Source organism: Rhizobium aethiopicum, assembly GCF_014197535.1.
Taxonomy (GTDB): domain Bacteria; phylum Pseudomonadota; class Alphaproteobacteria; order Rhizobiales; family Rhizobiaceae; genus Rhizobium; species Rhizobium aethiopicum_A.
On sequence record NZ_JACIFV010000001.1, the window covers coordinates 511,532 to 535,525 of the forward strand.

The window sequence follows — 23,994 nt, forward strand, 5'->3', positions numbered from 1 at the left end:
TCTCCCCGCTCGCAGGGAGAGGCGACGTGCCCTGCGAGGCGGTGCGGCATATGCCTTCTCCCCGTCAGAACGGGGAGAAGGTGGCGGCAGCCGGATGAGGGGCAGCATCCGCAGTACAACAACACCCGCTCGCCGGGAGGAAACGACATGAAAGAACGCATCTATCTCTTCGACACGACGCTCCGGGACGGGCAGCAGACGCCCGGCATCGACTTTTCCGTCGAGGACAAGATTGCGATCGCCGACATGCTGGATGAGTTCGGCCTCGATTACGTCGAAGGCGGATATCCCGGCGCCAATCCCACGGATACGGCCTTCTTCAGCGAGAAGCGTACGAGCCAGGCGACCTTCGTCGCCTTCGGCATGACGAAGCGGGCTGGCGTTTCTGTCTCCAACGATCCAGGCATCGCCGGGCTGCTGCAGGCCAAAAGCGACGCCATCTGTTTCGTCGCCAAGAGCTGGGATTATCATGTCGCCGTGGCGCTCGGCTGCACCAATGAGGAGAACCTCGAATGCATAGCCGAAAGCGTCAAGGCGGCGGTCGGCGCAGGCAAGGAGGCGATCGTCGACTGCGAACATTTCTTCGACGGCTTCAAGGCCAATCCGGCCTATGCGATCGCCTGCGCGAAGACGGCCTATGAAAGCGGCGCCCGCTGGGTCGTCCTCTGCGACACCAATGGCGGGACGCAGCCGCCGGAGGTCCGCGCCATCGTCGAAGCGGTGATCGCGTCAGGCGTTCCCGGCCGCTGTCTCGGCATTCACGCTCACAACGACACCGGCCAGGCGGTCGCCAATTCGCTTGCTGCCGTCGAAGCCGGCGTCCGGCAGATCCAGGGCACCTTGAATGGTATCGGCGAGCGCTGCGGCAACGCCAATCTGGTGACGCTGATCCCGACCCTGGCGCTGAAGAGCGCCTACAACACCCGTTTCGAAACGGCGATCGACGAGGAGCGGCTGCTCAACCTCACCCGGTTCTCGCACGCCTTCGATGAGTTGCTCAACCGCTCGCCGGATCACCAGATGCCCTATGTCGGCGCCTCCGCTTTCGCCACCAAGGCCGGTATCCACGCTTCCGCCCTGCTGAAAGATCCGCGCACTTACGAACACGTGCCGCCGGAAAGCGTGGGCAATTTCCGCAAGGTCATGGTGTCGGACCAGGGCGGCAAGGCGAACTTCATCAATGCCCTCAAGCGGCGCGGCATTATTGTCGCCAAGGACGATCCGAAGCTCGATCTCTTGATCTCGATTGTCAAGGAACGCGAGGCTTCCGGCTATGCCTATGAGGGCGCGGATGCAAGCTTCGAACTCTTGGCGCACCGTACGCTCGGCACCATTCCCAATTTCTTTTCGATCGACGGCTTCCGCGTCATGATCGAGCGCCGCTTCGACAGTCTTGGCCGTGTGAAGATCGTCTCCGAGGCGGTGGTGAAGATCACCATCGACGGCCAGACGCTGATGTCGGTTGCCGATGCCGAAGGCCCGGTCAACGCGCTCGATCTGGCGCTGCGCAAGGATTTCGGCAAGTATCAGCACGAGATCGACGATCTGGTGCTCGCCGATTTCAAGGTTCGTATCCTCAATGGCGGCACGGAGGCAATCACCCGCGTGCTGATCGAATCCACTGACAGCGATGGCGTGCGCTGGTGGACGGTCGGCGTCTCGGAGAACATCATCGACGCGTCGTTCCAGGCGCTGATGGATTCCGTCATCTACAAGCTGATGAAGAACCGGCAGTTGGCCGGCAAGATCGCGGCGGAATAATCTGTTCCGCCGGTTCGGCTAACCGCGGGCAAACGCAGCCAGTGTCTCGCCCGCCATCCTATAGCGGATCCATTCCTTCTGCGGCTCCGCGCCAATCGCCTCGTAGACACGGATCGAGGGTTCGTTCCAGTCGAGCACGCTCCATTCGAAGCGGCCGCAATCCTTCTCAAGCGCGATCTGCGCCAGGCGCCGCAAAAGCGCCTTGCCGGCGCCCGAGCCGCGCGCATCCGGTGTTACGTAGAGATCTTCCAGATAAAGACCGTTCTTCGCTTGCCAGGTCGAATAGCTGAAGAAATAAACCGCCATGCCGATGGCTTGACCCTCGCGTTCGCAGATCAGCGCATGCGTGACCGAACCGTCGCCGAAGATCGCCGCACGCGTGCTCTCCTCGGTCGCCTCGACCTCGTGGATCGCCTTTTCATAATCGGCCAATTCGCGGACAAATCTTAGGATCGTTGCCGCGTCTGAAGGCGTTGCCGGACGTACGGTAAGGGTCATGTAAGAGGCTCCTGATCTGGCGCTTGGCGCTCCAGATGAAAGAACCTGCCGGGCCTGTCAACTGAATGCGCAGATCGTATCAGCGGGTTTGCCAGTTTGTTCCCTCGATTGGTCCGCCTGTCGCCTGCCCGCGGAGCAGCTGGAACAGGATTCGGATTTCGGGAGGCGATACCAGCCTTTGCCGCTATCATACGTTCATTCTTCCGCCATCCGTTTCAAATCCCCTTACCCTTCATTCAACGAAATGAATTGGCCTATTCACGGCGCTTAAGCTAGGCCGGATCAGAAGAAGAACAAAGATGGAAACGCCCGATGTCGACCGATGTATCCGTTCCGCTGGCCAAGAACGAAGACAGTCCGCGCGGTTTCGCCTTCGCGCTGACCGCCTATCTGCTCTGGGGCTTCCTGCCGATCTACATGAAGGCGGTGGCGCATATTCCGCCGGCCGAGGTGATCGCCCATCGCATCGTATGGTCGCTGCCGCTCGCGGGCATCGTGCTGATCGTGCTCGGGCGCACCAGTGATATTGCGACAGCGCTGCGCTCGCCGCGCATGCTGGCGATGGCAGCGCTCACCGCCTCGCTGATCACCGTCAACTGGGGTACCTATGTCTGGGCGATCGGCGCCGGCCATTCGCTCGATGCAGCGCTTGGCTATTTCATCAATCCGCTGTTCAGCATTTTCCTCGGCGCGGTGCTGCTCAAGGAGAAGCTGCAGCCGCTGCAGATGGCGGCGATCGCGCTTGCGGCCCTTGCCGTCGCCATTCTCGCATTGGACAGCGGCGGCATTCCATGGGTGGCGCTGACGCTGGCGGTCAGCTGGGGTTTTTATGCGCTGCTGCGCAAGACGCTGCCGCTCGGGCCCAACCAGGGTTTCTTCCTCGAGGTTCTGATCCTCAGCGGGCCGGCCCTCGTCTACATCCTCTATCTCGAATATGGCAGCGGCCTGGGTCATTTCTACCGTACCGGCCTTGCCGATACGACCTTGCTGCTCGGCTGCGGCGTCATCACCGCCGTGCCGCTGATGATCTATGCCAACGGCGCCAAGCTCCTGAAGCTCTCGACGATCGGTATCATGCAGTATATCGCGCCGACGATGATCTTCCTGATCGCGGTCTTCGTCTTCCGGGAGCCGCTCGGCACGGCGCGGATGATCGCCTTCCCGCTGATCTGGGCGGGACTGTTCCTCTATAGCTGGTCGATGCTGAAGGGAAGCCGCGGAAGGATGTAGCCGTTCTCTCATCGCAAGCCGGAGCGTTGGCTCAAAGCCAGGATAGCAGCGCTGTGCGGACGAGAATTCCGGTCATTGCGCTCAAGACGGCAATCCCCGCCACCGAGCGGAGCGCCGGCACCGAAGCGACAAGAATGGAAAGGCCGGGAAGATCGAGAGGGTTTAGCAGAAATGCGGATCCGTGAATGATTTTCTCCGGCGGAAGGCTCAGTTCCTTGTGGGCGTTAAGCAACAGGGTGACCGCTGCGCTCGATCCTGCCAGGCACTTTGTGAGCAGGAAGAGGACATCCTGCTGCGAGGCGCCGAGCAGTTGAAGCAATGGCTGCGCAGCGGACGTGAAGGCGGAAAGTGCGCCTGTGCTTTGGGTAAGCCTTACCAGAGCCAGTGAAATCACGAGCACCGGCAGGATCGCAGAAACGACGCCGATGGCATCTGTGCCACCGCGATTTATCGCCGCCAGCAGATCGCGCCTCGCCACGTCGTGGTCATTCGCCCTGTCGCAGGAACAGGGCTTTCCGGGCAAGGAACGGCGCCCAACGATCCAATAGGCGAGAGTGGACGCAACGAGCGCTCCGCAAACGCCGTTTATTATGATCAAGCCGGGGTCGATACCGATACTTGCGAGAGGGAAACTGGCATTTGCCGGCGCAGCCGCAAGCACCGCCGCAAAGGCGGCGGCCATAAATTTCTCCGATGTTCTTTTGTGCGCCATCAGCGATAGGGCAGCAACCGGGGCAGCCGAACTTACGAGGCTGAGCTGGATGATCGCCAAGGCCCCAAAACCGTCTAGGCCGAAAACTCTAAAGAGCGGGTTGGCCTTGCCGGCGATTGATCGCAGTGCGCTCATGCCCTCGAGGTAGCGCATCAGCGAAAATGTCACGATCATCAGCGGCAGAAAGGTGAATATGGCGATGTCGACGGCACTTCGTCCGGCATCCAGGATGGCGGTGATCAGAATTGTCATGGGAACGACTGGTTTGATGGACGGTGAACGCGCGGCCGGCTTGATGGAGAAGCGGGCTCCGGATTCGATCCCGGAGCCACGTCGTTCGGACTCTATTCCGGTTTGAAATCTTCCTCGAAGAAGCGGGCAACCTCGGAATAGACCTGCATGCGCTGGCTCTCCATAAGAGCGAGATGCGTCGCCTCCCCGATTTCCGCCCATCGCCTGTAGGAGGCACCGGTCAGTTGTTCGAAATAGGCCCGCGCCAGATCGAGCGGGACGTCGATGTCCCATTCGCCGTGCAACAGCAGCACCGGCGCGCGAATCTCGCTTGGCCGATAATAGGGGGCTCCAGTTCTCCAGTAGGTGCGGATGTCCTGGATCGGCCCGTTCGTGGCCCGGAGTTTGCCTTGCTCTCTGTCGGCCTGCGACGGCTCCTCCGAGAGGGTCAGTGCGGCCCAGAGGTCGAACCAGCCCTCAGGCACAAGACGTTCACGCGCGTATTCGGGTACGGTGCCCAGCCAACGTGCCAGGGCCGCATGGACCGGAACAAGCCTGTAGGAGCCGAGCGCGCCGCCCTGATCGATGGGGATGGCAACGTCACTCAGCCATTGCGGCGCGAGCAAGGCGAGCTTGACGACCTTGTCGGGGTTGCGCGCAGCATATGCACCGGCCACGGTACCGCCCCACGACATTGCAAAGACGTTAACAGCCTTCAGGCCGCGAAGTCGGAGGACGAAATCGATGGCCGTTGCGAAGTCGGCGACGCCGGTATCTGTGGCGACAAGCGGGGGGTTGAGATCGGGCGCCGCCTGCATCTCCGGCGGGCGGGTCGATTTTCCATAGCCCCGGACATCAACCGCAAAGACATCGAAGCCTCGATGAGCGAGGAAGTCGATGAAGGACATCCCGTTGAAGGGTACGTCGTAAAGACTTCCGGACGAGAAGGTCGCCCCATGCACCATCACGATCGTTTTCCCTGCGAGAAAGACTTTGTGGTCCTTCCTTCGCTTATTGCGGAGATAAAGCTTGATGCCGTCGGTCCCGCTATCAACGTAATGCTCGTCAAATACGATCTCGCCGGCGTCAAAAGCTGAAGATGCGAGCTTGTTGTCAGACATAGGACCACCTGAATTTTGCGCCGTCGCGGGTTACATATCCAGCAGACGAACCGGGAAAGTGCGTGGAGAAGTACATGGCGTGATTATCGGCAGCGAGTTCGAGTACGCGCCGTCTGGACTGGGCAGCCTGATCCAGGAATTCACAGAAGACCGTGTTGAGGTCGGGCCGTTCGACCTGGATCGGATGGTGCATGACATCGCCGGCGAAGATTGCCGCTTGATCGTCCGCCTTCAGCAGAACGGACATATGGCCGATGCTGTGCCCAGGCGTCGGCAAGAAGGTAAAGTGATCCAGGAAAGGACCGCCTGCACCGTCGATGAAATCGGCAAGCCCCGCCTCGATCACTGGCCGCACGCTGTCTTCATAGACACCGGCGCTGGGAATGTTGACGTCGTTGTGGCTTGCCGTCGACGCATAATATTCCTGCTCGGCACGCGGGAAGACGTAGCGTGCGTTTTTGAAAGTGGGGATCCATCTTCCGTCCTCGCGCACGGTATTCCAGCCGGAATGATCGACGTGAAGATGGGTATTTATGACGAAGTCGACGTCTTCGGGCTCGACACCTGCCTGGCGCAACCTGTGGAGAAACGGGATGGTCTGCTGATGGAAGGCCAGATTGCGCGGTCTTTCCTTATCGTTACCCGACCCCGTGTCGATGAGGATGATGTGGTCGGGCGTCGTGACAAGCCAGCTGTGGATGCTCACCACAAGGGCATCGCGGCCCTCTTCCATATCGACGGCGGAAAGACGTGGCTCGACCGCCTTGATCTCCTCAGATCCGGCAGTCGGGTAGAGAAATGAGGGCGGAACGTTGTGCAGATACTGCTCCTGCACCTTTCTGACCGTCACGCCGGCAATACGATATTCCTTTCCAAGATCGCTCATGGAATTTCCTTTCGAGTTGAACTGGACCGGGACAGCGCTGTCTGTTGCCTATGGACAGTAGGGAAAATTCATGCAACGATCAAATCGATGAATGAAATTGTCTCCATCGATCATTTCAATTTGTGGTCTTTCGACCTCAACCTGCTCGTCGCCTTCGATGCCCTCATGAAGGAGCGGAGCGTGACGAAGGCGGCTGTCCGGCTGAAAATCCAGCAGCCCGCCATGAGCCATAATCTCGGCACTCTCCGGACCTTGCTTCAGGACGAGTTGTTCGTGCGTGTCGGCCAGGTCATGCAGCCGACCCATCGGGCGCTGCGTTTCGCCGAAGCCGTGGAGCAGATACTCACTCGCACGCAGCAGGCGATCGTAACGCCGGCGACTTTCGAGCCGGGCCGGGCTGAGCAAATATTCCGCATCGGCTTTTCCAGCGAGCTTGAGGTGCTGCTCGTGCCGCGTCTCGCCGCTATGTTGAGCGAGACGGCCCCCGGTATCAAAGTGCTTGCGCGAGCGGTCGACCCCGAGCTGGTCCATAAGCTCTTGGACGACAATGTCATCGACCTCGGCGTCGGCTGCTACGATGACGGCAACAACAGACATCGGCGGAGCCTGCTGTTCGAGCAATCGCTGATGTGTTGCTACAATCCGAAGCTTCTTGATCTTCCCGAAACTTTGGACCGCGACGCCTATGTCGGCCTGAAGCATGCCCTGGTTTCCCAGAAGGACGCCATCGAAGGCTGCATTGATGATGCGTTGAAGCGGATCAACGTGCGGCTCGACGTCTCTGTGGCAGCACCGGAATTCCTCACCGTGCTGACCACCGTCCTCGAAGCGCCCCTGATCGCAACTCTGCCGACCAGAATTGTGAAGCGGTATGCCGGTCTGTTCGGCTTAGCGATGGCCGAAGTTCCCCTCGATCTAATGGTGAGCCCGATATCGATGGTCTGGTCGGCGGCAGGCGACAATGATCCCGCCAATCGATGGATGCGATCTCAGGTGACGCAGCTTGTTTCGGCGTATAGCTGAATTTGCCGGCGAAACGGCGGGATTGCTCCAAGGACTGCTACGCCGCCTACATCTTTGAAATCACTTCGTCCTCGCCCTCACGATCGGCGGCGAGCTGGGCGGCCTGGGCCATGATCGCCGGAATGATGCCGGCGACGTCGTCGACGACGAGCGGCTGCACCCGATGGGCGGTGTGCAGGAAGCCTTCTTCAGTCATATGGCGCATCAGCTCCATCATCGGATCCCAAAAACCGTTGATATTGGCAAAGACCATTGGCTTTTCGTGACGGCCGAGCTGCGCCCAGGTCATGATCTCAACGATCTCCTCCAGCGTGCCGATGCCGCCGGGCAGCGCGACGAAGGCATCGGACCGCTCGAACATCGTATGTTTGCGCGCGTGCATGTCAGGGGTTACAATAAGTTCGTTGAGCTGACCGAGCGAATGGCGAGTCGCTTCCATATCGATCAGAAATTCCGGGATGATACCCGTGACCTGACCGCCGCCTGAAAGCACCCCGCTCGCAACCGCGCCCATGATGCCTTTGGTACCTCCGCCATAGACGAGGCGCAGGCCGTATTCGGCGATCTCTCTTCCGAGAGCACGCCCGGCCGCCATGTGAGAAGGATCGCGTCCCGGCCTTGAGCCGCAGTAAACGCAGATGGATCGAATCGATACAGATTGTTCGGTCATAGGGCAAAACAACTATTCCATTTCAATGCAGTCAAGAAAATTGACTGAAAAGCAGCGTGCCGAGCTTGCGAAATTGCGTTGAATGCTTGTGAAAAGCATCGGAAATCGCTAGCAATTTCGGTTACTACGGCAAATTGCCGCCTTGGGAGACATAATGATGAAGAACCGTGCCGGCTTGCTGGCCCTTGCAGTGCTCGTAATCGCAATCCTACTGATGGTATTCTTCGTCATGCCGCGCATCGGCGGCGATGCATCCAAAGTCGGCGACGCCATCAACCAGGCGGGCACGGAGCTCAAGAACACGGTTAACGAAGCGGCAAAGACATCACGCTCTGCCGTGGCCGACTCGACTGGGGTCGCCGATCAGGTCAGACGCCTTTCGGCCGACGCCGGCGTGGCGCTCGGCGAGCTGAAGGCGCTGTTTGCGGATGGCAAAGGCCCTGCTCTCGATGTCTTCACCGCCGCCAAGACCAAGGCCGTCAATGCGCTCACCGCACTTGTGGGCTTCACCGTTCCCGAGGGCATCGATCCCGCAACACAAGCCATTGCCATCAAGATTAAAGAAGGCGGCGCCAAGGCGCTCGCCATCGTGCAGTCGCTGCCGGAAAATATGGCGGATGCGCCTGCCGCGATTGCCAGGGCCGAAGCTGCGCTGACCGGTGCCCCCGAACCTGCCTCTGCCGCGACCCCGGCGGCCGCAAATGCCGGCCCGAAACTTCCGGCCTTCGACGTCCTGCGCGTCGAGCCTGATGGATCGACCGTCATCGCCGGCTCCGCCGAGCCGAACGGCAAGCTCGAAGTACTCGACGGCGAAAAGGTGGTGACGACGGCCGATATCGGCCCGAGCGGCGATTTCGCCGCCGTCCTCGACGATCCGCTTCCGGCCGGCGACCACCAGCTCGTGCTCAAGGTGACGGGCAAGGATGGCAAGACCGCGCTTTCCGAAGAAGTCGCCACCGTTTCCGTGCCGAAGGACGGCAATGCCGCAAACCTGCTCGCGATGGTCTCCAAGCCTGGCGCGGCGAGCCGCATCATCACTGCGCCGACAGGGGACACCGAAGTCGCCGAGGCCTCCAATCCGTTGGCGCCGGCTGCGGACAGGCCGGCAACTGGCGGGACCGCTGCAGCCGACGCGCCTGCCGCAACAGCAGCACCGACCGGTGAGCTGGCGCTGCAGACGCCCGGTCTGCCCGACGCCTCCGCCGGCGGGACAGATGCGGCGCCGGCCGTTCCCGGTGCTGGCGAAACCAACAAGGCCACTGCGCCGGATGTGATGGTCAACGCTGTCGAGATCGAGGGCAACAAGATCTTCATTGCCGGCACGGCGCGCGCCAACGCCAAGGTCCTCGGTTATGCCGACGACAGCCTTGTCGGCCAGGACACGGCCGGACCCGACGGCCATTTCGTCATCGACGGTGTCGCGGCCCTCTCGGTCGGCGATCATAAGATTCGCGTCGACGTTGTCGATCCCACGGGCAAGGTGATCGTGCGGGCCGCAGTGAATTTCAACCGCCCGGCGGGCGACCAGGTGCGGGTTGCTGCTCAAGCCGGCCCCGCCGATGCAAACGGCGCTTCCTCGATGGTACCGCTCGACGAAGGCGAACTCGGCAAGCTCAAGGCCGAAGCCGGCAAGGCGTTCGGGCTTTTGACGGGGCTGTTTGCCGATGGCAAGCTGCCAGGTGCCGAACAGCTGGCGGCGGCGCGCTCGGCAACGGAATTCGCGCTGCGCTCTGTCGCCGACTTCCGCCCGGCGGCAGATGCGTCCGACAGCTTCAAGCAGGCCTCCGGCGCCTCCTCGCAAACCGCCGCCAAGGCGCTGAAGGTGCTGCAGGATCTGCCGAAGGATGCAAAATCAGTCGGCGCTGGGCTCGACGGACTGGGTGCGATCATCGGTGAACTAACCGACACGCCCGCACCGGCCGCGCCCGCCGCAAACGATGCTGCGAGCAATCAGCCGAAGACGTTCGAACAGGCGCCGCTGACGGCAAACAATGCGGCGGTCATCATCCGCCGTGGCGACACGCTTTGGCAGATCTCGCGCCGAACCTATGGCCTCGGCGTGCGCTATACGACGATCTACATCGCCAACGAGGACAAGATCGTCGACCCGGATCGCATTCGTCCCGGCCAGATTTTCGGCCTGCCGAAGGACGCGCTGCCGAATGCCGAGGAACTGCACCGTAAACGGCTCTCCAAGCAGCACCTCTGAAAAGGCGGCAGCTTAAGCGCAACGCGACATGATGAAGCCGGGCGGGAGAAACGCCCGGCCTCACTTTTCCCGGCCCCTGCACGTGTTGCATTCCTCGGCCCGACGCCCTATCTGCCGGTGGCGGTTCGGGATTCAGGTGGGCGCGAGAGGCGCGCCCCTGCCCCACGCCTTGCCGGACATCGAAGCAAATCATCCGGACTGGAGATACGGCATGGCAAACGGCAAGACAGTCTCGGAATCGCACCTGCTGCGGACGCTTTTCAACCTCTGGCCCTATATGTGGCCGGCCGGGCGGACCGACCTCAAGATGCGTGTCGTCTGGGCGTCGGTCTATCTGCTGATCTCCAAATTCGTCCTGCTGCTCGTCCCCTATTTCTTCAAGTGGTCCACCGATGCGCTGAACGGCAGGATGGATCTTGCCGGCGCGGTACCGCCGCTGCTTGCCGGCGCCATCGCCCTTGTCATCGCCTATAACGTCACCCGGCTGATCCAGCTCGGCCTCAATCAACTGCGCGACGCGCTCTTTGCCAGCGTCGGGCAACATGCCGTGCGCCAGCTCGCCTACAAGACCTTCGTGCATATGCACGAGCTGTCGCTGCGTTTCCATCTTGAGCGAAAGACCGGCGGGTTGTCGCGCATCATCGAGCGCGGCACCAAGGGCATCGAGACGATCGTGCGCTTCACGATCCTCAATTCCGTTCCGACCGTCATCGAATTCCTGCTGACGGCGGTGATCTTCTGGTGGGGCTACGGCTTTTCCTATCTTGCCGTCACAGCCTTTACCGTCTCGGCCTATATCTGGTTCACGATCCGCGCATCCGACTGGCGCATCGCCATCCGCCGCTCGATGAACGACAGCGACACCGACGCCAATACCAAGGCGATCGACTCTCTCCTCAATTTCGAGACCGTCAAATATTTCGGCAACGAGGAGATGGAAGCCAAACGCTTCGACAAGTCGATGGAGCGCTACGAGAAAGCGGCGACCGACGTCTGGACGTCGCTCGGCTGGCTGAACTTCGGCCAGGGTGTCATTTTCGGTATCGGCACGACGATCATGCTGGTGCTGTCGGCGTTGGCGGTGCAGCGCGGCGAGCAGACGGTTGGCGATTTCGTCTTCGTCAATTCGATGCTGCTGCAGCTTTCCGCACCGCTCAATTTCATCGGTTTCGTCTACCGCGAAATCCGCCAGGGTCTGACCGATATCGAGCAGATGTTCGACTTGCTCGAGGTGAAGGCCGAGGTCAAGGACGCCCCCGACGCTGCCGAGCTTCGGATCCGGCAGGGCGCGATCTCCTTCAAGGATGTGCAGTTCGCTTACGATCCGGCGCGTCCGATCCTCAAAGGCGTTTCCTTCGACGTGCCGGCCGGCAAGACGGTCGCGGTGGTGGGGCCGTCGGGCGCCGGCAAATCAACACTGTCGCGGCTGCTCTACCGATTCTACGATATCCAGAGCGGCAGCATCACGGTCGACGGCCAGGATATCCGCACCGTGACGCAGAAGAGCCTGCGCTCTCATATCGGCATGGTGCCGCAGGATACCGTGCTGTTCAATGACACGGTCGCCTACAATATCCGCTACGGCCGCCCATCGGCGAGTGATGGCGAGGTGTTTGCAGCGGCCGAGGTGGCGCAGATCGCCCATTTCATTGAGGCGCTGCCCGAAGGTTTCGATACCAAGGTCGGCGAGCGCGGGCTCAAGCTTTCCGGCGGCGAAAAACAGCGTGTGGCGATCGCCCGCACCATCCTCAAGGCGCCGCCAATCCTGATCCTCGACGAGGCGACATCGGCCCTCGATACGACGACGGAACAGGAAATCCAGACGGCCCTCGACTTGGTTTCGAAGAACCGCACGACCTTGGTCATCGCCCACCGGCTTTCGACCGTCATCGGCGCCGACGAGATCATCGTGCTCAAAAGCGGCGAGATCGCCGAACGCGGCACCCATGCCGCCCTTCTCGAAAGGAACGGCCTTTATGCCTCGATGTGGAACCGCCAGCGCGAGGCGACACAGGCGGAGGAGCATCTGAAGCAGGTGCGCGAAAGCGACGAGATGGGCGTGATCGCGCGGCTTGCCCCGGCAAGCTGAAGCGGGAGGCGGCAGCGTTACTCAGCCCGTACGTAAATGTGGAATGTTGGCCGGTCATCGCTTATAGGCTGCTCGTGTCTTCGCGAACTTTCAGAATACGGTCTATAAGACCCCATTCAAGCGCTTGCTCCGCCGTCATGAAGCGGTCGCGATCCATCCCGCGCTCAAAGTCTTCATAGGAACGTCCGCAATGCTCCGCGTAGAGCCGCGTCATGCGTTGCTTGGTCTTTAATATTTCCTCGGCGTGAATCAGCATGTCGGAAGCCTGCCCTTGAAAGCCGCCGGAGGGCTGATGAATGAGGATACTGGCATTGGGCAATGCGGCTCTTTCGCCGGGTTCGCCTGCCATCAGCAGGAACGATCCCATTGAACGGGCCGTCCCCATGCAAAGTGTATGAACCGGCGCACGGATGAAGCGCATGGTGTCGTATATGGCCAGGCCGCTGGTCACGGCGCCGCCCGGCGAATTGATATAGAGGTTGATGGGCTTTTTGGGGTTTTCCGCTTCCAGAAACAGCAGTTGCGCACAGACGAGGGCCGAAACGGTATCGTTCACCTCGCCATTGAGGAAGATAATCCGCTCGCGCAGAAGCCGGGAATAGATGTCAAAGGATCGCTCCCCCCGGCTGGACTGTTCTATGACCATAGGGACGAGTTGCATCGCTGCGCGCATCGGCGACCTCCAGACTTTCAGAATTTTAAGGGGAGGCTCGCCGTGTCAGGCGGCGAGCATGAGGGGCGGGCTGTTGCTGTTCGCCGGCGCTCTTGCCATTCCGTCGAATCTTGCGTCCGTCAGTTCGTGGACGATCCGAAGGCAGGTGCCGCCAGTGGCATTCGGGGTGATCGTGAACGTCACGGTGCTTTCAAGGAAAGGCGGGTTATCGTCACGCAGCTTGTAGCGAACTTTCTGGCCGGGGGTGACGGTGATCGCATCGGGATCAGCCAACGCATCCTTCGGCAACCACCTTTCCCGAAGTTCGGGAATGGTGACGGCACGCCAGACCTTTTGCGGCGGATCGCCCAAGTCAAACTCCAACTCGACGCCGCTATCCTGCTCCTTGGTCTTCCCTTCGTTCATTGATCCATGTCCTTCAGCAAGACTTTGAGTGCTGCGATACGCTCCGGCCAATAGGCGCGGTATTTTGCGAGCCACTGGGCGATGAGAGCCAACCCATCGGGGTTGACTTCGTAATTCACGAAGCGACCCTGTCGTTCTTCCCTCACGAGCTTTGCACTGCGCAGAACCGCGAGGTGTTGCGACATCGCCGGCTGGCTAATCTCCATGCCCTCGCGCAAGGCACTAGCATTCATGCTCCCTGCCGCCAGCTTCTCAAAGATCGCACGGCGGGTCGGGTCTGCCAAAGCTCGGAAAAAGTCATTCTCGATCATGCGGACACATAAGCACGTACTTATGCGATTCGCAAGCTATTTTGAGGCAGCTTTCTGTTGCTGCGGAAATCCTAGACGATGTCCGCATCGGGCCGAAGCCGGTCAAAAGCTACAAAGTGGGATCATAAAACCTTAGCAATTCCGCATTTACGTTAGTGGTTGGGTAGCGTTACCGGCTTTTGTTGTTCAGAACCACGACGACGGAACCAGGGCCAGGGTCGCAGCATTGCTCAGGAGCCGGTTTTTCGCTAACCAGCAAAAACCGAAAAGCAAGGAGACCGGCAGCCATGAGCCTGTTCAACACGGTTCGCAACACGATCGTGCCCGTGCACAAGGAGGGTTACCCCTTCGTCGCCGCCTTCTTCGTCGCATCGCTGGTGCTGGGCTGGATCTTCAAGCCGCTCTTTTGGATCGGCATGATCTTCACGCTCTGGTGCGCTTATTTCTTCCGTGATCCCGAGCGGGTGACGCCGCAGGACGACGATCTCGTGATCTCTCCCGCCGACGGCAAGGTCTCGGCGATCCAGATGGTGACCCCGCCGGCAGAGCTCGACCTCGGCTCCGAGCCGATGCTGCGCATCTCGGTCTTCATGAACGTCTTCAACTGCCATGTGAACCGGGCGCCGATGCGTGGGCGCATCGTCAGCATCAATTATCGCTCCGGCAGCTTCGTCAATGCCGAACTCGACAAGGCGAGCGAGGACAACGAGCGCAACGGACTGGTGATCGAAACCCGGCACGGCCAGATCGGCGTCGTGCAGATTGCCGGTCTCGTGGCGCGGCGTATCCTCTGCTGGGCAAACACCAACGAGCCGCTGGACGCCGGCGAACGTTTCGGACTGATCCGTTTCGGCTCGCGGCTCGACGTGTTCCTGCCCGCCGGTGCAGCGCCTCGCGTCTCGCTCGGCCAGACGGCGATTGCCGGGGAAACGGTCATCGCCGAATTCGCCTCGGCCAAGGGTCCAGTTATCAGTCGCCGCGGCTAAGCCGCGGAACCCCGCGCCCTTGCCGGAATTGCTCTAGGAACGATTGGAACGCGACATGGAAACACCCTTTCCGCCTTTCGAGCCAAACGGGCCGGATGATTCCGCCCGCGGTCCGCGCCTGCGCGAGATTCCGTTCCGCCTCGTCTTTCCGAACCTCATCACCATTCTGGCGATCTGCGCCGGGCTGACCGGCATCCGGCTCGCTTTCGAGAACCGTTACGAGCTCGCCGTCGCGATGGTACTGCTCGCCGCCTTCCTCGACGGCATCGATGGGCGCGTGGCACGGTTGATGAAGGCGACCTCGAAGTTCGGCGCGCAGATGGATTCGCTTGCCGATATCGTCAATTTCGGCGTTGCGCCTGCTCTCGTCGTCTATGTCTTCGCGCTCGACCAGGCCCGCTCGCTCGGCTGGATCGCAGCGCTGATTTATGCGATCGCCGCTGGCCTTCGCCTTGCCCGCTTCAATGTCATGGCCGAGCGCGAAAACAAGGCGAGCTGGCAATCGGAATATTTCGTCGGCGTGCCCGCGCCGGCCGGCGCCATGCTGGTGCTGCTGCCGGTCTATCTCGGCTTTCTCGGTCTGGCGACAGACCGCACCTTCGCCTATCTCTCTTCCATCTACACCGTCGCCATCGCCTTCCTGCTGATCAGCCGGCTGCCGGTCTGGTCGGGCAAATCGGAAGGCAACCGCCTGCGGCGCGATCTGGTGCTGCCGATGATGCTCGGCGTCGTGCTCTATGTGGCTCTGCTGATGAGCTACACCTGGGAGGTGATGGTCTTTACCGTTGCCGCCTATCTCGTCTCCCTTCCCTTCGGCGCACGCAGATGGCGGCGCAAATATGGGACGCTGACGATCGAGGAACCCGGCGTCGGCGACGACGATATCGGCCGGCACATCTGACCTCGGCGCGCTTCCGTATTCTCCCGGGCCACGGAATTGCATCTCTCCTGTTGTCACCTAGTTCCCGGATATACGCCCACGCGTTTTCCCGGGGGGAAAACCGCTTTGCGATTTTTTTGGAACCGCTCCCTTCAGTAAGTATTAACCAACGTAGGCTTCAGTTAAGCCTCGCGAATTATGGTGAGCGTTCACAAATCCTGATAAGCGACGCCGCCGTTTTGTCGCTATTTCCGACGAAAAGCAAAAGTACAAAATACCCAGGGAAGCAACACGCAAGGAGAGTATCGTGACTTCGAAGAAGAGCAGTACCGGCGAACAACAGGCGGCCAAGCCAGACCTCGCCGCCAACTATCGCCCGGTCGGCTTGAAGGCCGTTGCCGCGGCATCGCTGATGACAAAGAACAAGCCGGACAGTGTCAAGAAATCCGCTTGAAGCGCCGAGCTTCGAACAGCAGTCATCCGGTTTCCGCCATGCCGTCATCCCGAAACCGCGGCATGGCTCTCGTGCATGCCTTCAGCATCGCGGCTGAGCCGAACAGGCGGCCGTGCCGGAAGCGGCCGATCCCGTTTTTAGAAAAAGCTGAGCTGGCCGTGATCCGGCTTTTGTTTCGCAGGCGCCTCGAGCGGTCTTTCGATGACGACCGGCTCCTGCAGGTCCGGTCCCATATTGGCAACCTTCTTGACCTTGTCGGAAACCGGTATGGCCTCGAAGAAATCGCCCCGAGCAGGCTGCATCAGGTCGACCACCTCGCGCGGTTCCTGCGTCTTGCAATCGAGCCAGCGCGAGAGGTCCTCCGGCTTGATGACGACAGGCATGCGATCGTGAATCGCGGAGATGCCCGCATTGGCTGACGTTGTCAGGATCGCACCGGTATCGACCTCCGAACCGTCGGCCGAAGACCATGTCTCCATCAGTCCGGCGAAGGCGACGACCCCGCCCTGGCGCGGCCTGATCCAATAGGCCTGCGGCTTGCCGCCGCTCTCCTTGGACCGGCGATGCCATTCGTAAAAACCTGAGGCCGGAATAAGCACGCGGCGATGACGCATCGCCGCCCGAAACGAGGCCTTGCCGATCGCCGTCTCGGCGCGTGCATTGATCAGCAGCGGGAAATCCTTCGGGTCCTTGACCCAGCCCGGCGTGAAGCCCCAGCGTACGAGCACGGCGCGCCGGTCGGGCAGGTTGCTGCCCCGCTCCCTGCCCTCACCTGCGATGACGACGAGGATCGGCTGCGTCGGGGCGATGTTGTAGCGCGCCGGGAAATCGTCGAGATCGAGACCGGAGAAGAAGTCGCTCAGATCGGCAACGGAGCTTGTCAGGGCGAAACGTCCACACATCGGCCTGTCTTTGCACCCGGTCCGAGTCCGGTCAAGGCGCACTTGCTTTTGCATGACGTGTTTCAGGCTCGCGGCGCAAAGAGGATGACGCTCGCCCCGGCAAGGCAGATCAGTCCGCCGCCGATATCATAACGATCGGGCACAAGGCCTTCGATCAGCCATAGCCAGAAGAGCGAGGCAAGAATGTAGATGCCGCCATAGGCTGCGAAGGTTCGGCCGGCGGCATCGCTCGGCACCAGCGTCAGAAGCCAGGCGAAAAGCGCGAGCGAGATCATGCCCGGCGCCAGCCACCAGATGGGCTTTTCGAGCTTCAGCCACGCCCAGAAGGCGAAGCAGCCGGCGACCTCGAAAACGGCGGCAAAGGCGTAAATGAGATAGATCACGCAAAGCCCTTTCGAATATTTTGACTCCTTGTTGCACAGATGTCGTTATCTCGGGAACCGCTGCGCAGATTTTGGGGCTTGTCTCGGGAGCTATCCCACACGAAAATCGGGCTGGCCCGCAGCCGCGGCCCGCAATCATCAGCCCGTCGGATCGAATAGGCCGTCACAGCAAGAGCAGCCATGACCTCCACCGCCAAAGCCGCTTCCTCCGCCATTCTCGAACGCGACGGGCGATTCCTTCTGGTATTGCGACGCAACCCGCCCTCTGCCGACATGTATGCCTTTCCCGGCGGCCGCGCCGAGCCGGGCGAAACGCCGGAGCAGACGGCGCTGCGGGAGTTCCGCGAGGAAACCGGCATCTCGGCGCATAATCCGCGGCTGTTTTCGACCTATGACCTTAAGACACATGGGCCGGACGGCAGCATCAGGAGCCATTTCTTCCTCTCGGTCTTTTGCGTCGACGCCGACCGGGAAATGGTGGCGGAAGCCGCCGACGATGCGGCGGCGCTTGGCTGGTATACGGTGGAGGAGATCCGGCGGCTACATGTGCCGCAAAGCGTGCTCGAATGCGCGGAACGGCTGGCGGGCGGTGAATAGAAGTGGAAACTTTCAGGCGCGCCTTGTTGCCGTCACGCTCAACGTATCAACTGGCGGCATGATTCCCGTTCGACGCGTTGTCCTGTCCCTGATCGTGCTTGTCGGCCCCGCCATGGCTCAGGGCAAGAATACGCCGCCGCCGCAGGAGGAGATTGCGCCGCCGGTCGCGACCGTACCCTATGACGACAAGCTGGCGCGACTCGCCGAAGTGCTGGGTTCGGTGCATTATCTGAGAACGCTCTGCAAGGCGCCGGGCGGGGATGAGTGGCGGGAAGGCATGAAGCAACTGCTCGATTCGGAGACCGGCAGTGAGCCGCAGCGCAAGGAAAGGCTCACCGCCGCCTTCAATCGCGGCTACCGGGCCTTCGCTTCCGTCTATACGGATTGCACCCCGGCGGCCATCGTGGCAGAAGAGCGCTACCGTAACGAAGGTGCAACACTCGCCACAGAAATTACCTCGCGCTTTGGAAATTGACGTTTAATTAACCTGTTTTCGCATGCGGGCGTGTCGTTTTGGGAAAAGGCTGTTAGTGTTATTAACGGTGCAGTAAGACATGAGAAGTTCTGAGGAAAAGACAATGGAAGCAAGCCTCAACGACATCGACGACATGATCGTCCACGAAAAGATGCAGGCGGCTCTGGAGTACCAGAACGAGGCTTGGGCCGACGGCATGGCCGACGGGATCGAGCCGGAGATCATAGCTGATGCCGCCATCGCGCATGCCCTGCGCGAAACCATCCGATTGCACGGGGAAAACAGCGCCGAAGCTCTGCTCGATTCGCTGCGCGACCGTATGCTTGCCGGCGAATTTTCCGCCAACCGCACCCTGCAATAATTATTTTCAGAGAGTTCGATGCGCATCGGTAAAGAGAAAGTTTCGCGAATTCGGCTCGCGCCGGTGATGCTTGCGCTGAGCTTTGCCGCCGGCAACGTCCTCCTCGCGCCCTCAGCCTACGCACTTTCCGAACTCCACAAGATCCCCGGCCAGGCCCCCAGCGATGCGCCGCCCGCACAAGGAAGTACTGAGGGGCAGAACCAGCCCCAGGGCACCACACCCGGCGTTCCCATGGCCGAGCCGCTGGTCAACAGCCAGAACAGTCAGGGCGTCGACAAGACGCCGGGCGCCCAGGACGCATCCAAGCCGGTCGAGGTGATTTACGACATCAACAAGGCGCCCGAGCCGGTTCGCAAAATGCGCCAACAGATCGTCGAGGCCGCCGCCTCTGGCGATCTCGAACGGCTGCGGCCGCTGATGGGCACCGGCAAAGACCAGACGCAGGTGACGGTGGGTGAAGCGACCGACGACCCGATCGGCACGCTGAAAGACCTCTCCGGCGATCCCGACGGAGATGAAATTCTCGCCATCATGCTCGATATCGTTTCGACCGGTTTCGTCCATGTCGGCCAGGGCACATCAGACGACATGTATGTCTGGCCCTATTTCGCCGAGAAGGATCTGAAGTCGCTGACGCCGCCGGAGCGAGTCGAGCTGCTGCGCATAGTTACCGCCGGCGACCTTTCCGACATGCAGGAATTCGGTGGCTATAATTTCTACCGCCTCGGCATTACGCCCGACGGCAAGTGGAAGTTCTTCACGGCGGGCGACTGACGCCGCCTCGCATGCGTCTTCCACATGTCGCATGGCGCTTGCGATCCACTTCACGAAGTCATACCTCTGAGTGACGACCAACGCGACAGGTTCCGCCATGCCAGCCGTATTCCTGAAAGACCGCTCCCTGCTCTCCGTCGGCGGTGCGGACGCCCAATCCTTCCTGCAGAACCTGATCACCACCGATATCGTTTCGCTGGCGCCCGACGAGGCACGCCCGGGAGCCCTGCTGACGCCGCAGGGCAAGATCCTGTTCGACTTCATGGTCTGGCAGGACGGCGAGGGCTACCTGATCGAAACGGATGCCGGCCAGAGCGACGGGCTGCTGAAGCGCCTGACGATGTACAGGCTGCGGGCCGCCGTCACGCTTGCGCCCCAGCCTGAGAATGGCATTACCGTTTGCTGGGGCGAGGATGCCGATCGCATCGGGGGTGCCCGAGACAGCCGCTTCGCCAAGGCGGGTGTCCTGCTCAGCCGCCGGGCAGGAAGGCATGGCGATGACGCGCCCGCGCTCTATGAGGCGCTGCGCATCCGCCACGGTATTGTCACCTCCGGATTGGACTTCGCCTTGCAGGATGCCTTCCCGCATGACGTGCTGATGGATCTGAACGACGGCCTCTCCTTCAAGAAAGGCTGCTATGTCGGCCAGGAGGTCGTCTCGCGCATGCAGCACCGCGGCACTGCGCGGCGGCGCGTTGTCACCGTGTCCGCCGCTACGGCCTTGCCTCGAGCGGGCACGGAGATCACGGCCGCCGGCAAGCCGGTGGGAACACTCGGTTCGGTCGAGGGCGGAAGCGGGCTTGCGATCGTGCGAATCGACCGCGCCGGTGCTGCGATGGCGGAAGGCACGCCGCTGCTGGCCGGCCAAACGTCGGTCTCTCTTGCCCTGCCGCAATGGTCCGGCCTTGTCTTCCCCACCAGCGCCGACGAGGCCAGCGCGTGACGGCCAAAGCCCCGCGTGCCTGGCAACGCATGCTGTCCGGGCGCAGGCTCGACCTGCTCGACCCCTCGCCGCTCGATGTCGAACTCGCCGATATCGCCCATGGTCTCGCGCGCGTGGCACGCTGGAACGGTCAGACATCAGGCGATCATGCTTTTTCGGTGGCGCAGCACAGCCTCGTCGTCGAAGATATTTTCCGCCGCTTCAACAATGCGCGGCCGGAGGAATGTCTGATGGCGCTGCTCCATGACGCGCCCGAATATGTGATCGGCGACATGATTTCGCCGTTCAAATCCGTGGTCGGCGGCGGCTATAAGGCGGTGGAAATGCGGCTGGAGGCCGCGGTGCACCTGCGCTTCGGCCTGCCGCCTCATCCATCGCGCGATCTCAAGGACCGGATCAAGAAGGCCGACACGATCGCGGCCTATTTCGAGGCGACGGTCCTTGCCGGCTTCACGCCCGCCGAGGCGCAGAAATTCTTCGGCCAGCCGCGCGGCATCAGCAAGGAGATGCTGATGATCGAACCTTTGCCGGCGGTCGAGGCACAGCGGTTGTTCTGCGAGCGCTTTACGGCGATCGAAGCCGAGCGGGGGATAGTATCGTGAGCTTTATCGTCGTCTCGCCGCTCTCGCGTATTGCCGAAATGGCGGTGCGCCACAAGGCGCGCGACATGATCAGCCTGATCGCCAAAGAACAGGCCTTTCATCGGCCGGGTGTGGTCGCGCCCGATCGTCACCTGACCCTTTCGATGAACGACATCGCTTTCAAGGGCACGGGCGGTCTCGTGGCGCCTGACGAAACGCATGTGCAGGCGATCATCGAGTTTGCCGCATCGTGGCGGCAGGACACCCCGCTGCTCATCCATTGCTGGATGGGCGTGTCACGATCGCCGGCCGCCGCACTCATCGCCGCGCTGTCGATCGCGCCGGATCAGGACGAGGAAGGACTTGCCCGTCGGTTGCGCGCCGCCTCGCCTTTCGCGACGCCGAACGCCCGGCTGATCGAGATCGGTGATACATTGCTTGACCGCGGCGGCCGGCTGGTTGCCGCCGTAAAGGCAATCGGACGTGGCGCCGATGCCGACGGCAACGCGCCGTTCCTGCTTGGGCTCCGCGACAACGCCTGCGGTTGACGCTGCCGCCCTCCGCTCCATCTTGGCCTCGACCCCGCAATAGCCACAGGGCCTGATCATGGAACAACAAGCAGCCGATGTCCTCCTCGCCACCCGCACGGCACTCAGCCAGGCAAGCGCGCTTGCAGTCCAATATTCCTTCTCCGTCCTCGGGGCGTTGATCCTGCTCGTCATCGGTTGGACGCTGGCCGGCTTTGTCAGCCGCTGGGCCTATGAGGGCCTGTCGCGCATCCATGGCATCGACGAGACACTGGCGCGCTTCTTCACCAATGTGGTGCGTTATGCGCTGCTGATTCTGGTGTTCATCACCGTGCTCGGCCAATTCGGCGTCCAGACCGCCTCGATCATCGCCGCCCTCGGCGCAGCCGGCCTGGCGATCGGGCTGGCGCTGCAAGGGACGCTGCAGAATATCGCGGCCGGCATCATGCTCCTGATCCTCAGGCCGTTCCGGGTCGGCGAATATATCGAGACCAGCAGCGTGGCCGGCACGGTGCGCGAGGTCGGATTGTTTGCGACAGAACTGAGAACCGGCGACGGGCTCTATCGGCTGGCGCCAAATTCAACGCTGTGGAATACGCCGATCACCAACTTCAGCCGTGAACCTACGCGGCAGAACGACCTGAAAATCAGCATTTCTCATGAGGATGACCTCGATCTGGCGATGGAGACGTTAATGGGCATTGCCAAAGGCAACCCAAGAGTGCTGCCGTCACCGGCACCCAGCGTTTTCATCGACAGCCTCGGTGACAGCACGATATCACTAACGCTGCGCTACTGGGCAAAGACCGGAGACTGGTGGCAGGTCAGCCGCGACATGGTGAAGCGGGTAAAACTTGCCTTCGAAGAAAAGGGAGATCCGGCCGCCATGCGGGATGATGGAAATTCCGCGCTGGGGAAAAGATCCAACGGCACGGCGACGGAAAAGCCGACACGGCAGTGAAACATTGCAGCGCGGGGCGATCGTCGGCCTATTCGACCACTCCGCAGGCAAGTCTTTCCCCCGCGTCACCGGAAGGCTGACTGCGATAATCATCGGAATTGGCGTGCACCATCAATGCGCGGCCGCGAATGCCGTCTTTCTTGCCATCAAGCGTGACCATGCCGTCGAAGATCTGGGCTCTGAGCACGCCGTCCTGTCCGACATATTGATTGGGCATGTCGCCGGCATGCGGCCCTTTGGCGGCAAGGAGGCCGTGCTCGGCCGAGCCCGGGTTGAAATGACCGCCTGCCGATTCGTAATGGCTCGCCGCGTCGCAGCGGCCGGTTTCATGAACATGAAAGGCCACCCATTTATTCGCCGGCAGACCCGATATCTCCACTTCGATCAGGACGCCGCCATTGGCGGCGGCCGTCAACTGGGCGCGGCCATTTTCCTTGCCGTCCTTGCCGACGAAATTGGCGACCGCCGTCTGCTTGTCCTGAGCACCTGCCGGCAAGGCAATCGCCAGCAGGCTCAGGGCGGCGATGATGCGCATGGCTTTCATGGAGATCTCCTTCCTTCCGGTTGTCCTTCTGAACGTGTCAGACCGGAAGGTGTTCCTCTGCGGGCCATCCAACGAGAAAAGCCGACCAACCGGCCGGCTTGCAGATTAGATGAATTCAGACATCGTCAGGCGACGGCGTCGAAATCGAACTGGCCGTAGGTGTTGCGGTAGAGATCGTCGGATTGGCTGCCGGTCGCAGACGCGCTCTGCTGCAGCGGATAGGGCACGGCGATGCTGCTTGTCGTGCCGCTGTCGTGGGTATCCATCATCAGCGCAATCAGGCTGCCGGAAAATTTGGGCTGAGTCTCGCTGCCCATGTCTTCCTCCAGGAGTTCCTTGATGATGCCTGGCTTTTCATCGGCGGCACGTTCGCCGCGGCTCAATACGCCGTCGCCGTTTAGATCAAGCCGCGAAAGCGTCGCAAGATACGCATATGAAGTGTCTGAAACGGATGTGGTGCGGGTCATACAAACCTCCATTCACCGCCTTTTGCCGGTGGTGTTTGTACGCAATACGAGGTGGGAAATCACTGTTGACTCGGTGGTTAAACTGATTTGCGCAGTGCGTCAATAAGTTGTTAACTTCTCATTAACAATGGTTGACAGAAATTAACGGAGCGCGCTCGGACCCGGTTTCCGCGGCTGCCCGCTTTTGTATTTCAGTAATTTTCAATATAGAAAGCAACCTGTCTGACGACGTGCACCTCTGCTGCACTGCAACCGAATATTAATCCGCCCGCTCCAAAATAGTCATCAGGCATTACCCCGTACGTCACTCATAAAAATTGATTTCAATCGTCTCTCTCAG

At 61.1% G+C, this 23,994-nt stretch carries 28 protein-coding genes; 16 read left to right on the forward strand and 12 right to left on the reverse strand.

All coding sequences use genetic code 11. The features are described from left to right. Positions 1-147 precede the first annotated feature (147 nt). On the forward strand, positions 148-1,761 hold the full coding sequence (gene cimA / locus GGD53_RS02595) for a citramalate synthase (RefSeq protein ID WP_184453274.1): 1,614 nt from the start codon (positions 148-150) through the stop codon (positions 1,759-1,761). A gap of 18 nt (positions 1,762-1,779) precedes the next feature. Here cimA and GGD53_RS02600 read toward each other — a convergent pair whose 3' ends face one another. After that, on the reverse strand, positions 1,780-2,259 hold the full coding sequence (locus tag GGD53_RS02600) for a GNAT family N-acetyltransferase (RefSeq protein WP_184453277.1): 480 nt from the start codon (positions 2,257-2,259) through the stop codon (positions 1,780-1,782). Positions 2,260-2,571: 312 nt separating this feature from the next. Here GGD53_RS02600 and rarD point away from each other — a divergent pair, with 312 nt between their 5' ends. After that, positions 2,572-3,489 carry an EamA family transporter RarD gene (gene rarD, locus GGD53_RS02605; protein ID WP_184453279.1) on the forward strand — a complete coding sequence of 306 codons (918 nt, stop codon included), beginning with the start codon at positions 2,572-2,574 and terminating at the stop codon, positions 3,487-3,489. Positions 3,490-3,520: 31 nt separating this feature from the next. On the opposite strand, the gene GGD53_RS02610 is transcribed toward rarD, so the two are convergent. The 3 genes from GGD53_RS02610 to GGD53_RS02620 all read right to left on the reverse strand — a co-directional run bounded on the left by GGD53_RS02610 (position 3,521) and on the right by GGD53_RS02620 (position 6,439). Further along, positions 3,521-4,453 (reverse strand): hypothetical protein, encoded by a 933-nt coding sequence (locus GGD53_RS02610; RefSeq protein WP_184453281.1) that lies wholly within the window; start codon positions 4,451-4,453, stop codon positions 3,521-3,523. A 92-nt stretch (positions 4,454-4,545) separates the two neighbouring features. Further along, on the reverse strand, positions 4,546-5,553 hold the full coding sequence (locus GGD53_RS02615) for an alpha/beta hydrolase (protein WP_184453284.1): 1,008 nt from the start codon (positions 5,551-5,553) through the stop codon (positions 4,546-4,548). Continuing rightward, positions 5,546-6,439, reverse strand: coding sequence for an MBL fold metallo-hydrolase (locus GGD53_RS02620; RefSeq protein ID WP_184453285.1), 894 nt, complete (start codon positions 6,437-6,439; stop codon positions 5,546-5,548). The genes GGD53_RS02615 and GGD53_RS02620 overlap by 8 nt, the downstream gene beginning before the upstream one ends. An 87-nt stretch (positions 6,440-6,526) precedes the next feature. On the opposite strand from GGD53_RS02620, the gene GGD53_RS02625 reads away from it, so the two are divergent. Then, positions 6,527-7,462: a LysR family transcriptional regulator gene (locus tag GGD53_RS02625; RefSeq protein WP_184453287.1), complete on the forward strand. Its 936-nt coding sequence runs from the start codon at positions 6,527-6,529 to the stop codon at positions 7,460-7,462. A 46-nt stretch (positions 7,463-7,508) separates the two neighbouring features. Here GGD53_RS02625 and GGD53_RS02630 read toward each other — a convergent pair whose 3' ends face one another. After that, positions 7,509-8,132, reverse strand: a complete 624-nt coding sequence (locus tag GGD53_RS02630) for a TIGR00730 family Rossman fold protein (protein WP_184453289.1) — start codon at positions 8,130-8,132, stop codon at positions 7,509-7,511. Positions 8,133-8,286: 154 nt separating this feature from the next. On the opposite strand from GGD53_RS02630, the gene GGD53_RS02635 reads away from it, so the two are divergent. Then, positions 8,287-10,341 carry a LysM peptidoglycan-binding domain-containing protein gene (locus GGD53_RS02635; RefSeq protein ID WP_184453291.1) on the forward strand — a complete coding sequence of 685 codons (2,055 nt, stop codon included), beginning with the start codon at positions 8,287-8,289 and terminating at the stop codon, positions 10,339-10,341. A 211-nt stretch (positions 10,342-10,552) separates the two neighbouring features. Continuing rightward, positions 10,553-12,430: an ABCB family ABC transporter ATP-binding protein/permease gene (locus GGD53_RS02640; protein ID WP_184453293.1), complete on the forward strand. Its 1,878-nt coding sequence runs from the start codon at positions 10,553-10,555 to the stop codon at positions 12,428-12,430. Positions 12,431-12,491: 61 nt separating this feature from the next. Here GGD53_RS02640 and GGD53_RS02645 read toward each other — a convergent pair whose 3' ends face one another. Genes GGD53_RS02645 through GGD53_RS02655 form a run of 3 tightly spaced genes read right to left on the reverse strand, consistent with a single transcriptional unit; the run spans position 12,492 to position 13,819 of the window. Next, a complete protein-coding gene (locus tag GGD53_RS02645; protein WP_184453295.1) occupies positions 12,492-13,103 on the reverse strand; it encodes an ATP-dependent Clp protease proteolytic subunit in 612 nt (203 codons plus the stop codon). A 45-nt stretch (positions 13,104-13,148) separates the two neighbouring features. Next, positions 13,149-13,508 carry an SRPBCC family protein gene (locus GGD53_RS02650; RefSeq protein WP_184453298.1) on the reverse strand — a complete coding sequence of 120 codons (360 nt, stop codon included), beginning with the start codon at positions 13,506-13,508 and terminating at the stop codon, positions 13,149-13,151. Continuing rightward, the gene (locus tag GGD53_RS02655) at positions 13,505-13,819 is read right to left on the reverse strand and encodes an ArsR/SmtB family transcription factor (RefSeq protein ID WP_184453300.1); all 315 of its coding nucleotides are present in this window, start codon (positions 13,817-13,819) and stop codon (positions 13,505-13,507) included. Before GGD53_RS02655 ends, GGD53_RS02650 begins: the two co-directional genes overlap by 4 nt. A 182-nt stretch (positions 13,820-14,001) precedes the next feature. On the opposite strand from GGD53_RS02655, the gene GGD53_RS02660 reads away from it, so the two are divergent. From GGD53_RS02660 to GGD53_RS02670, 3 genes are all read left to right on the forward strand, one after another. Further along, positions 14,002-14,805 carry a phosphatidylserine decarboxylase gene (locus GGD53_RS02660; protein WP_281413893.1) on the forward strand — a complete coding sequence of 268 codons (804 nt, stop codon included), beginning with the start codon at positions 14,002-14,004 and terminating at the stop codon, positions 14,803-14,805. 55 nt (positions 14,806-14,860) lie between these two features. Beyond that, positions 14,861-15,706 carry a CDP-diacylglycerol--serine O-phosphatidyltransferase gene (gene pssA / locus GGD53_RS02665; protein WP_184453304.1) on the forward strand — a complete coding sequence of 282 codons (846 nt, stop codon included), beginning with the start codon at positions 14,861-14,863 and terminating at the stop codon, positions 15,704-15,706. Positions 15,707-15,992: 286 nt separating this feature from the next. Then, a complete protein-coding gene (locus tag GGD53_RS02670; RefSeq protein ID WP_176439441.1) occupies positions 15,993-16,139 on the forward strand; it encodes a hypothetical protein in 147 nt (48 codons plus the stop codon). A 137-nt stretch (positions 16,140-16,276) separates the two neighbouring features. Here GGD53_RS02670 and GGD53_RS02675 read toward each other — a convergent pair whose 3' ends face one another. Together GGD53_RS02675 and GGD53_RS02680 are read right to left on the reverse strand one after the other, a co-directional pair. Beyond that, the gene (locus GGD53_RS02675) at positions 16,277-17,041 is read right to left on the reverse strand and encodes an SOS response-associated peptidase (protein ID WP_184453306.1); all 765 of its coding nucleotides are present in this window, start codon (positions 17,039-17,041) and stop codon (positions 16,277-16,279) included. A gap of 62 nt (positions 17,042-17,103) precedes the next feature. Then, positions 17,104-17,424 carry a YnfA family protein gene (locus GGD53_RS02680; protein WP_184453311.1) on the reverse strand — a complete coding sequence of 107 codons (321 nt, stop codon included), beginning with the start codon at positions 17,422-17,424 and terminating at the stop codon, positions 17,104-17,106. Positions 17,425-17,604: 180 nt separating this feature from the next. On the opposite strand from GGD53_RS02680, the gene GGD53_RS02685 reads away from it, so the two are divergent. From GGD53_RS02685 to GGD53_RS02720, 8 genes are all read left to right on the forward strand, one after another. Continuing rightward, entirely contained in the window at positions 17,605-18,021 is a 417-nt protein-coding gene (locus GGD53_RS02685; protein ID WP_184453313.1) for an NUDIX hydrolase, read from the forward strand. Between the two features lie 58 nt (positions 18,022-18,079). Then, positions 18,080-18,496: a TIGR02301 family protein gene (locus GGD53_RS02690; protein WP_184453510.1), complete on the forward strand. Its 417-nt coding sequence runs from the start codon at positions 18,080-18,082 to the stop codon at positions 18,494-18,496. 103 nt (positions 18,497-18,599) lie between these two features. Next, the gene (locus GGD53_RS02695) at positions 18,600-18,857 is read left to right on the forward strand and encodes a hypothetical protein (protein ID WP_020920882.1); all 258 of its coding nucleotides are present in this window, start codon (positions 18,600-18,602) and stop codon (positions 18,855-18,857) included. Between the two features lie 18 nt (positions 18,858-18,875). After that, a complete protein-coding gene (locus GGD53_RS02700; RefSeq protein ID WP_184453315.1) occupies positions 18,876-19,631 on the forward strand; it encodes a hypothetical protein in 756 nt (251 codons plus the stop codon). Positions 19,632-19,728: 97 nt separating this feature from the next. Next, complete coding sequence (locus tag GGD53_RS02705) at positions 19,729-20,574, forward strand: YgfZ/GcvT domain-containing protein (RefSeq protein ID WP_184453317.1); 846 nt, start codon at positions 19,729-19,731, stop codon at positions 20,572-20,574. Positions 20,575-20,603: 29 nt separating this feature from the next. Beyond that, on the forward strand, positions 20,604-21,176 hold the full coding sequence (locus GGD53_RS02710) for a YfbR-like 5'-deoxynucleotidase (RefSeq protein WP_184453512.1): 573 nt from the start codon (positions 20,604-20,606) through the stop codon (positions 21,174-21,176). Further along, complete coding sequence (locus GGD53_RS02715; RefSeq protein ID WP_184453319.1) at positions 21,173-21,703, forward strand: tyrosine phosphatase family protein; 531 nt, start codon at positions 21,173-21,175, stop codon at positions 21,701-21,703. Before GGD53_RS02710 ends, GGD53_RS02715 begins: the two co-directional genes overlap by 4 nt. A gap of 58 nt (positions 21,704-21,761) precedes the next feature. Next, the gene (locus GGD53_RS02720) at positions 21,762-22,643 is read left to right on the forward strand and encodes a mechanosensitive ion channel family protein (protein ID WP_184453321.1); all 882 of its coding nucleotides are present in this window, start codon (positions 21,762-21,764) and stop codon (positions 22,641-22,643) included. Between the two features lie 28 nt (positions 22,644-22,671). Here GGD53_RS02720 and GGD53_RS02725 read toward each other — a convergent pair whose 3' ends face one another. Beyond that, positions 22,672-23,187 carry a superoxide dismutase family protein gene (locus GGD53_RS02725; RefSeq protein ID WP_184453323.1) on the reverse strand — a complete coding sequence of 172 codons (516 nt, stop codon included), beginning with the start codon at positions 23,185-23,187 and terminating at the stop codon, positions 22,672-22,674. 125 nt (positions 23,188-23,312) lie between these two features. Continuing rightward, on the reverse strand, positions 23,313-23,654 hold the full coding sequence (locus GGD53_RS02730; protein ID WP_085777601.1) for a hypothetical protein: 342 nt from the start codon (positions 23,652-23,654) through the stop codon (positions 23,313-23,315). Positions 23,655-23,994: the final 340 nt, after the last annotated feature.

Excerpts from the sequence above, each read along its gene's own strand:
- GGD53_RS02725 (WP_184453323.1), bottom strand. The coding sequence starts at position 23,187 with ATGAAAGCCATGCGCATCATCGCCGCCCTGAGCCTGCTGGCGATTGCC.
- rarD (WP_184453279.1), top strand. The coding sequence starts at position 2,572 with ATGTCGACCGATGTATCCGTTCCGCTGGCCAAGAACGAAGACAGTCCG.
- GGD53_RS02630 (WP_184453289.1), bottom strand. The coding sequence starts at position 8,132 with ATGACCGAACAATCTGTATCGATTCGATCCATCTGCGTTTACTGCGGC.
- GGD53_RS02645 (WP_184453295.1), bottom strand. The coding sequence starts at position 13,103 with ATGCGCGCAGCGATGCAACTCGTCCCTATGGTCATAGAACAGTCCAGC.
- GGD53_RS02720 (WP_184453321.1), top strand. The coding sequence starts at position 21,762 with ATGGAACAACAAGCAGCCGATGTCCTCCTCGCCACCCGCACGGCACTC.
- GGD53_RS02615 (WP_184453284.1), bottom strand. The coding sequence starts at position 5,553 with ATGTCTGACAACAAGCTCGCATCTTCAGCTTTTGACGCCGGCGAGATC.
- GGD53_RS02700 (WP_184453315.1), top strand. The coding sequence starts at position 18,876 with ATGCGCATCGGTAAAGAGAAAGTTTCGCGAATTCGGCTCGCGCCGGTG.
- GGD53_RS02625 (WP_184453287.1), top strand. The coding sequence starts at position 6,527 with ATGAATGAAATTGTCTCCATCGATCATTTCAATTTGTGGTCTTTCGAC.
- pssA (WP_184453304.1), top strand. The coding sequence starts at position 14,861 with ATGGAAACACCCTTTCCGCCTTTCGAGCCAAACGGGCCGGATGATTCC.
- GGD53_RS02655 (WP_184453300.1), bottom strand. The coding sequence starts at position 13,819 with ATGATCGAGAATGACTTTTTCCGAGCTTTGGCAGACCCGACCCGCCGT.
- GGD53_RS02690 (WP_184453510.1), top strand. The coding sequence starts at position 18,080 with ATGATTCCCGTTCGACGCGTTGTCCTGTCCCTGATCGTGCTTGTCGGC.
- GGD53_RS02620 (WP_184453285.1), bottom strand. The coding sequence starts at position 6,439 with ATGAGCGATCTTGGAAAGGAATATCGTATTGCCGGCGTGACGGTCAGA.
- GGD53_RS02710 (WP_184453512.1), top strand. The coding sequence starts at position 20,604 with ATGCTGTCCGGGCGCAGGCTCGACCTGCTCGACCCCTCGCCGCTCGAT.
- GGD53_RS02730 (WP_085777601.1), bottom strand. The coding sequence starts at position 23,654 with ATGACCCGCACCACATCCGTTTCAGACACTTCATATGCGTATCTTGCG.
- GGD53_RS02640 (WP_184453293.1), top strand. The coding sequence starts at position 10,553 with ATGGCAAACGGCAAGACAGTCTCGGAATCGCACCTGCTGCGGACGCTT.
- cimA (WP_184453274.1), top strand. The coding sequence starts at position 148 with ATGAAAGAACGCATCTATCTCTTCGACACGACGCTCCGGGACGGGCAG.
- GGD53_RS02685 (WP_184453313.1), top strand. The coding sequence starts at position 17,605 with ATGACCTCCACCGCCAAAGCCGCTTCCTCCGCCATTCTCGAACGCGAC.
- GGD53_RS02650 (WP_184453298.1), bottom strand. The coding sequence starts at position 13,508 with ATGAACGAAGGGAAGACCAAGGAGCAGGATAGCGGCGTCGAGTTGGAG.
- GGD53_RS02675 (WP_184453306.1), bottom strand. The coding sequence starts at position 17,041 with ATGTGTGGACGTTTCGCCCTGACAAGCTCCGTTGCCGATCTGAGCGAC.
- GGD53_RS02610 (WP_184453281.1), bottom strand. The coding sequence starts at position 4,453 with ATGACAATTCTGATCACCGCCATCCTGGATGCCGGACGAAGTGCCGTC.
- GGD53_RS02705 (WP_184453317.1), top strand. The coding sequence starts at position 19,729 with ATGCCAGCCGTATTCCTGAAAGACCGCTCCCTGCTCTCCGTCGGCGGT.
- GGD53_RS02635 (WP_184453291.1), top strand. The coding sequence starts at position 8,287 with ATGATGAAGAACCGTGCCGGCTTGCTGGCCCTTGCAGTGCTCGTAATC.
- GGD53_RS02695 (WP_020920882.1), top strand. The coding sequence starts at position 18,600 with ATGGAAGCAAGCCTCAACGACATCGACGACATGATCGTCCACGAAAAG.
- GGD53_RS02600 (WP_184453277.1), bottom strand. The coding sequence starts at position 2,259 with ATGACCCTTACCGTACGTCCGGCAACGCCTTCAGACGCGGCAACGATC.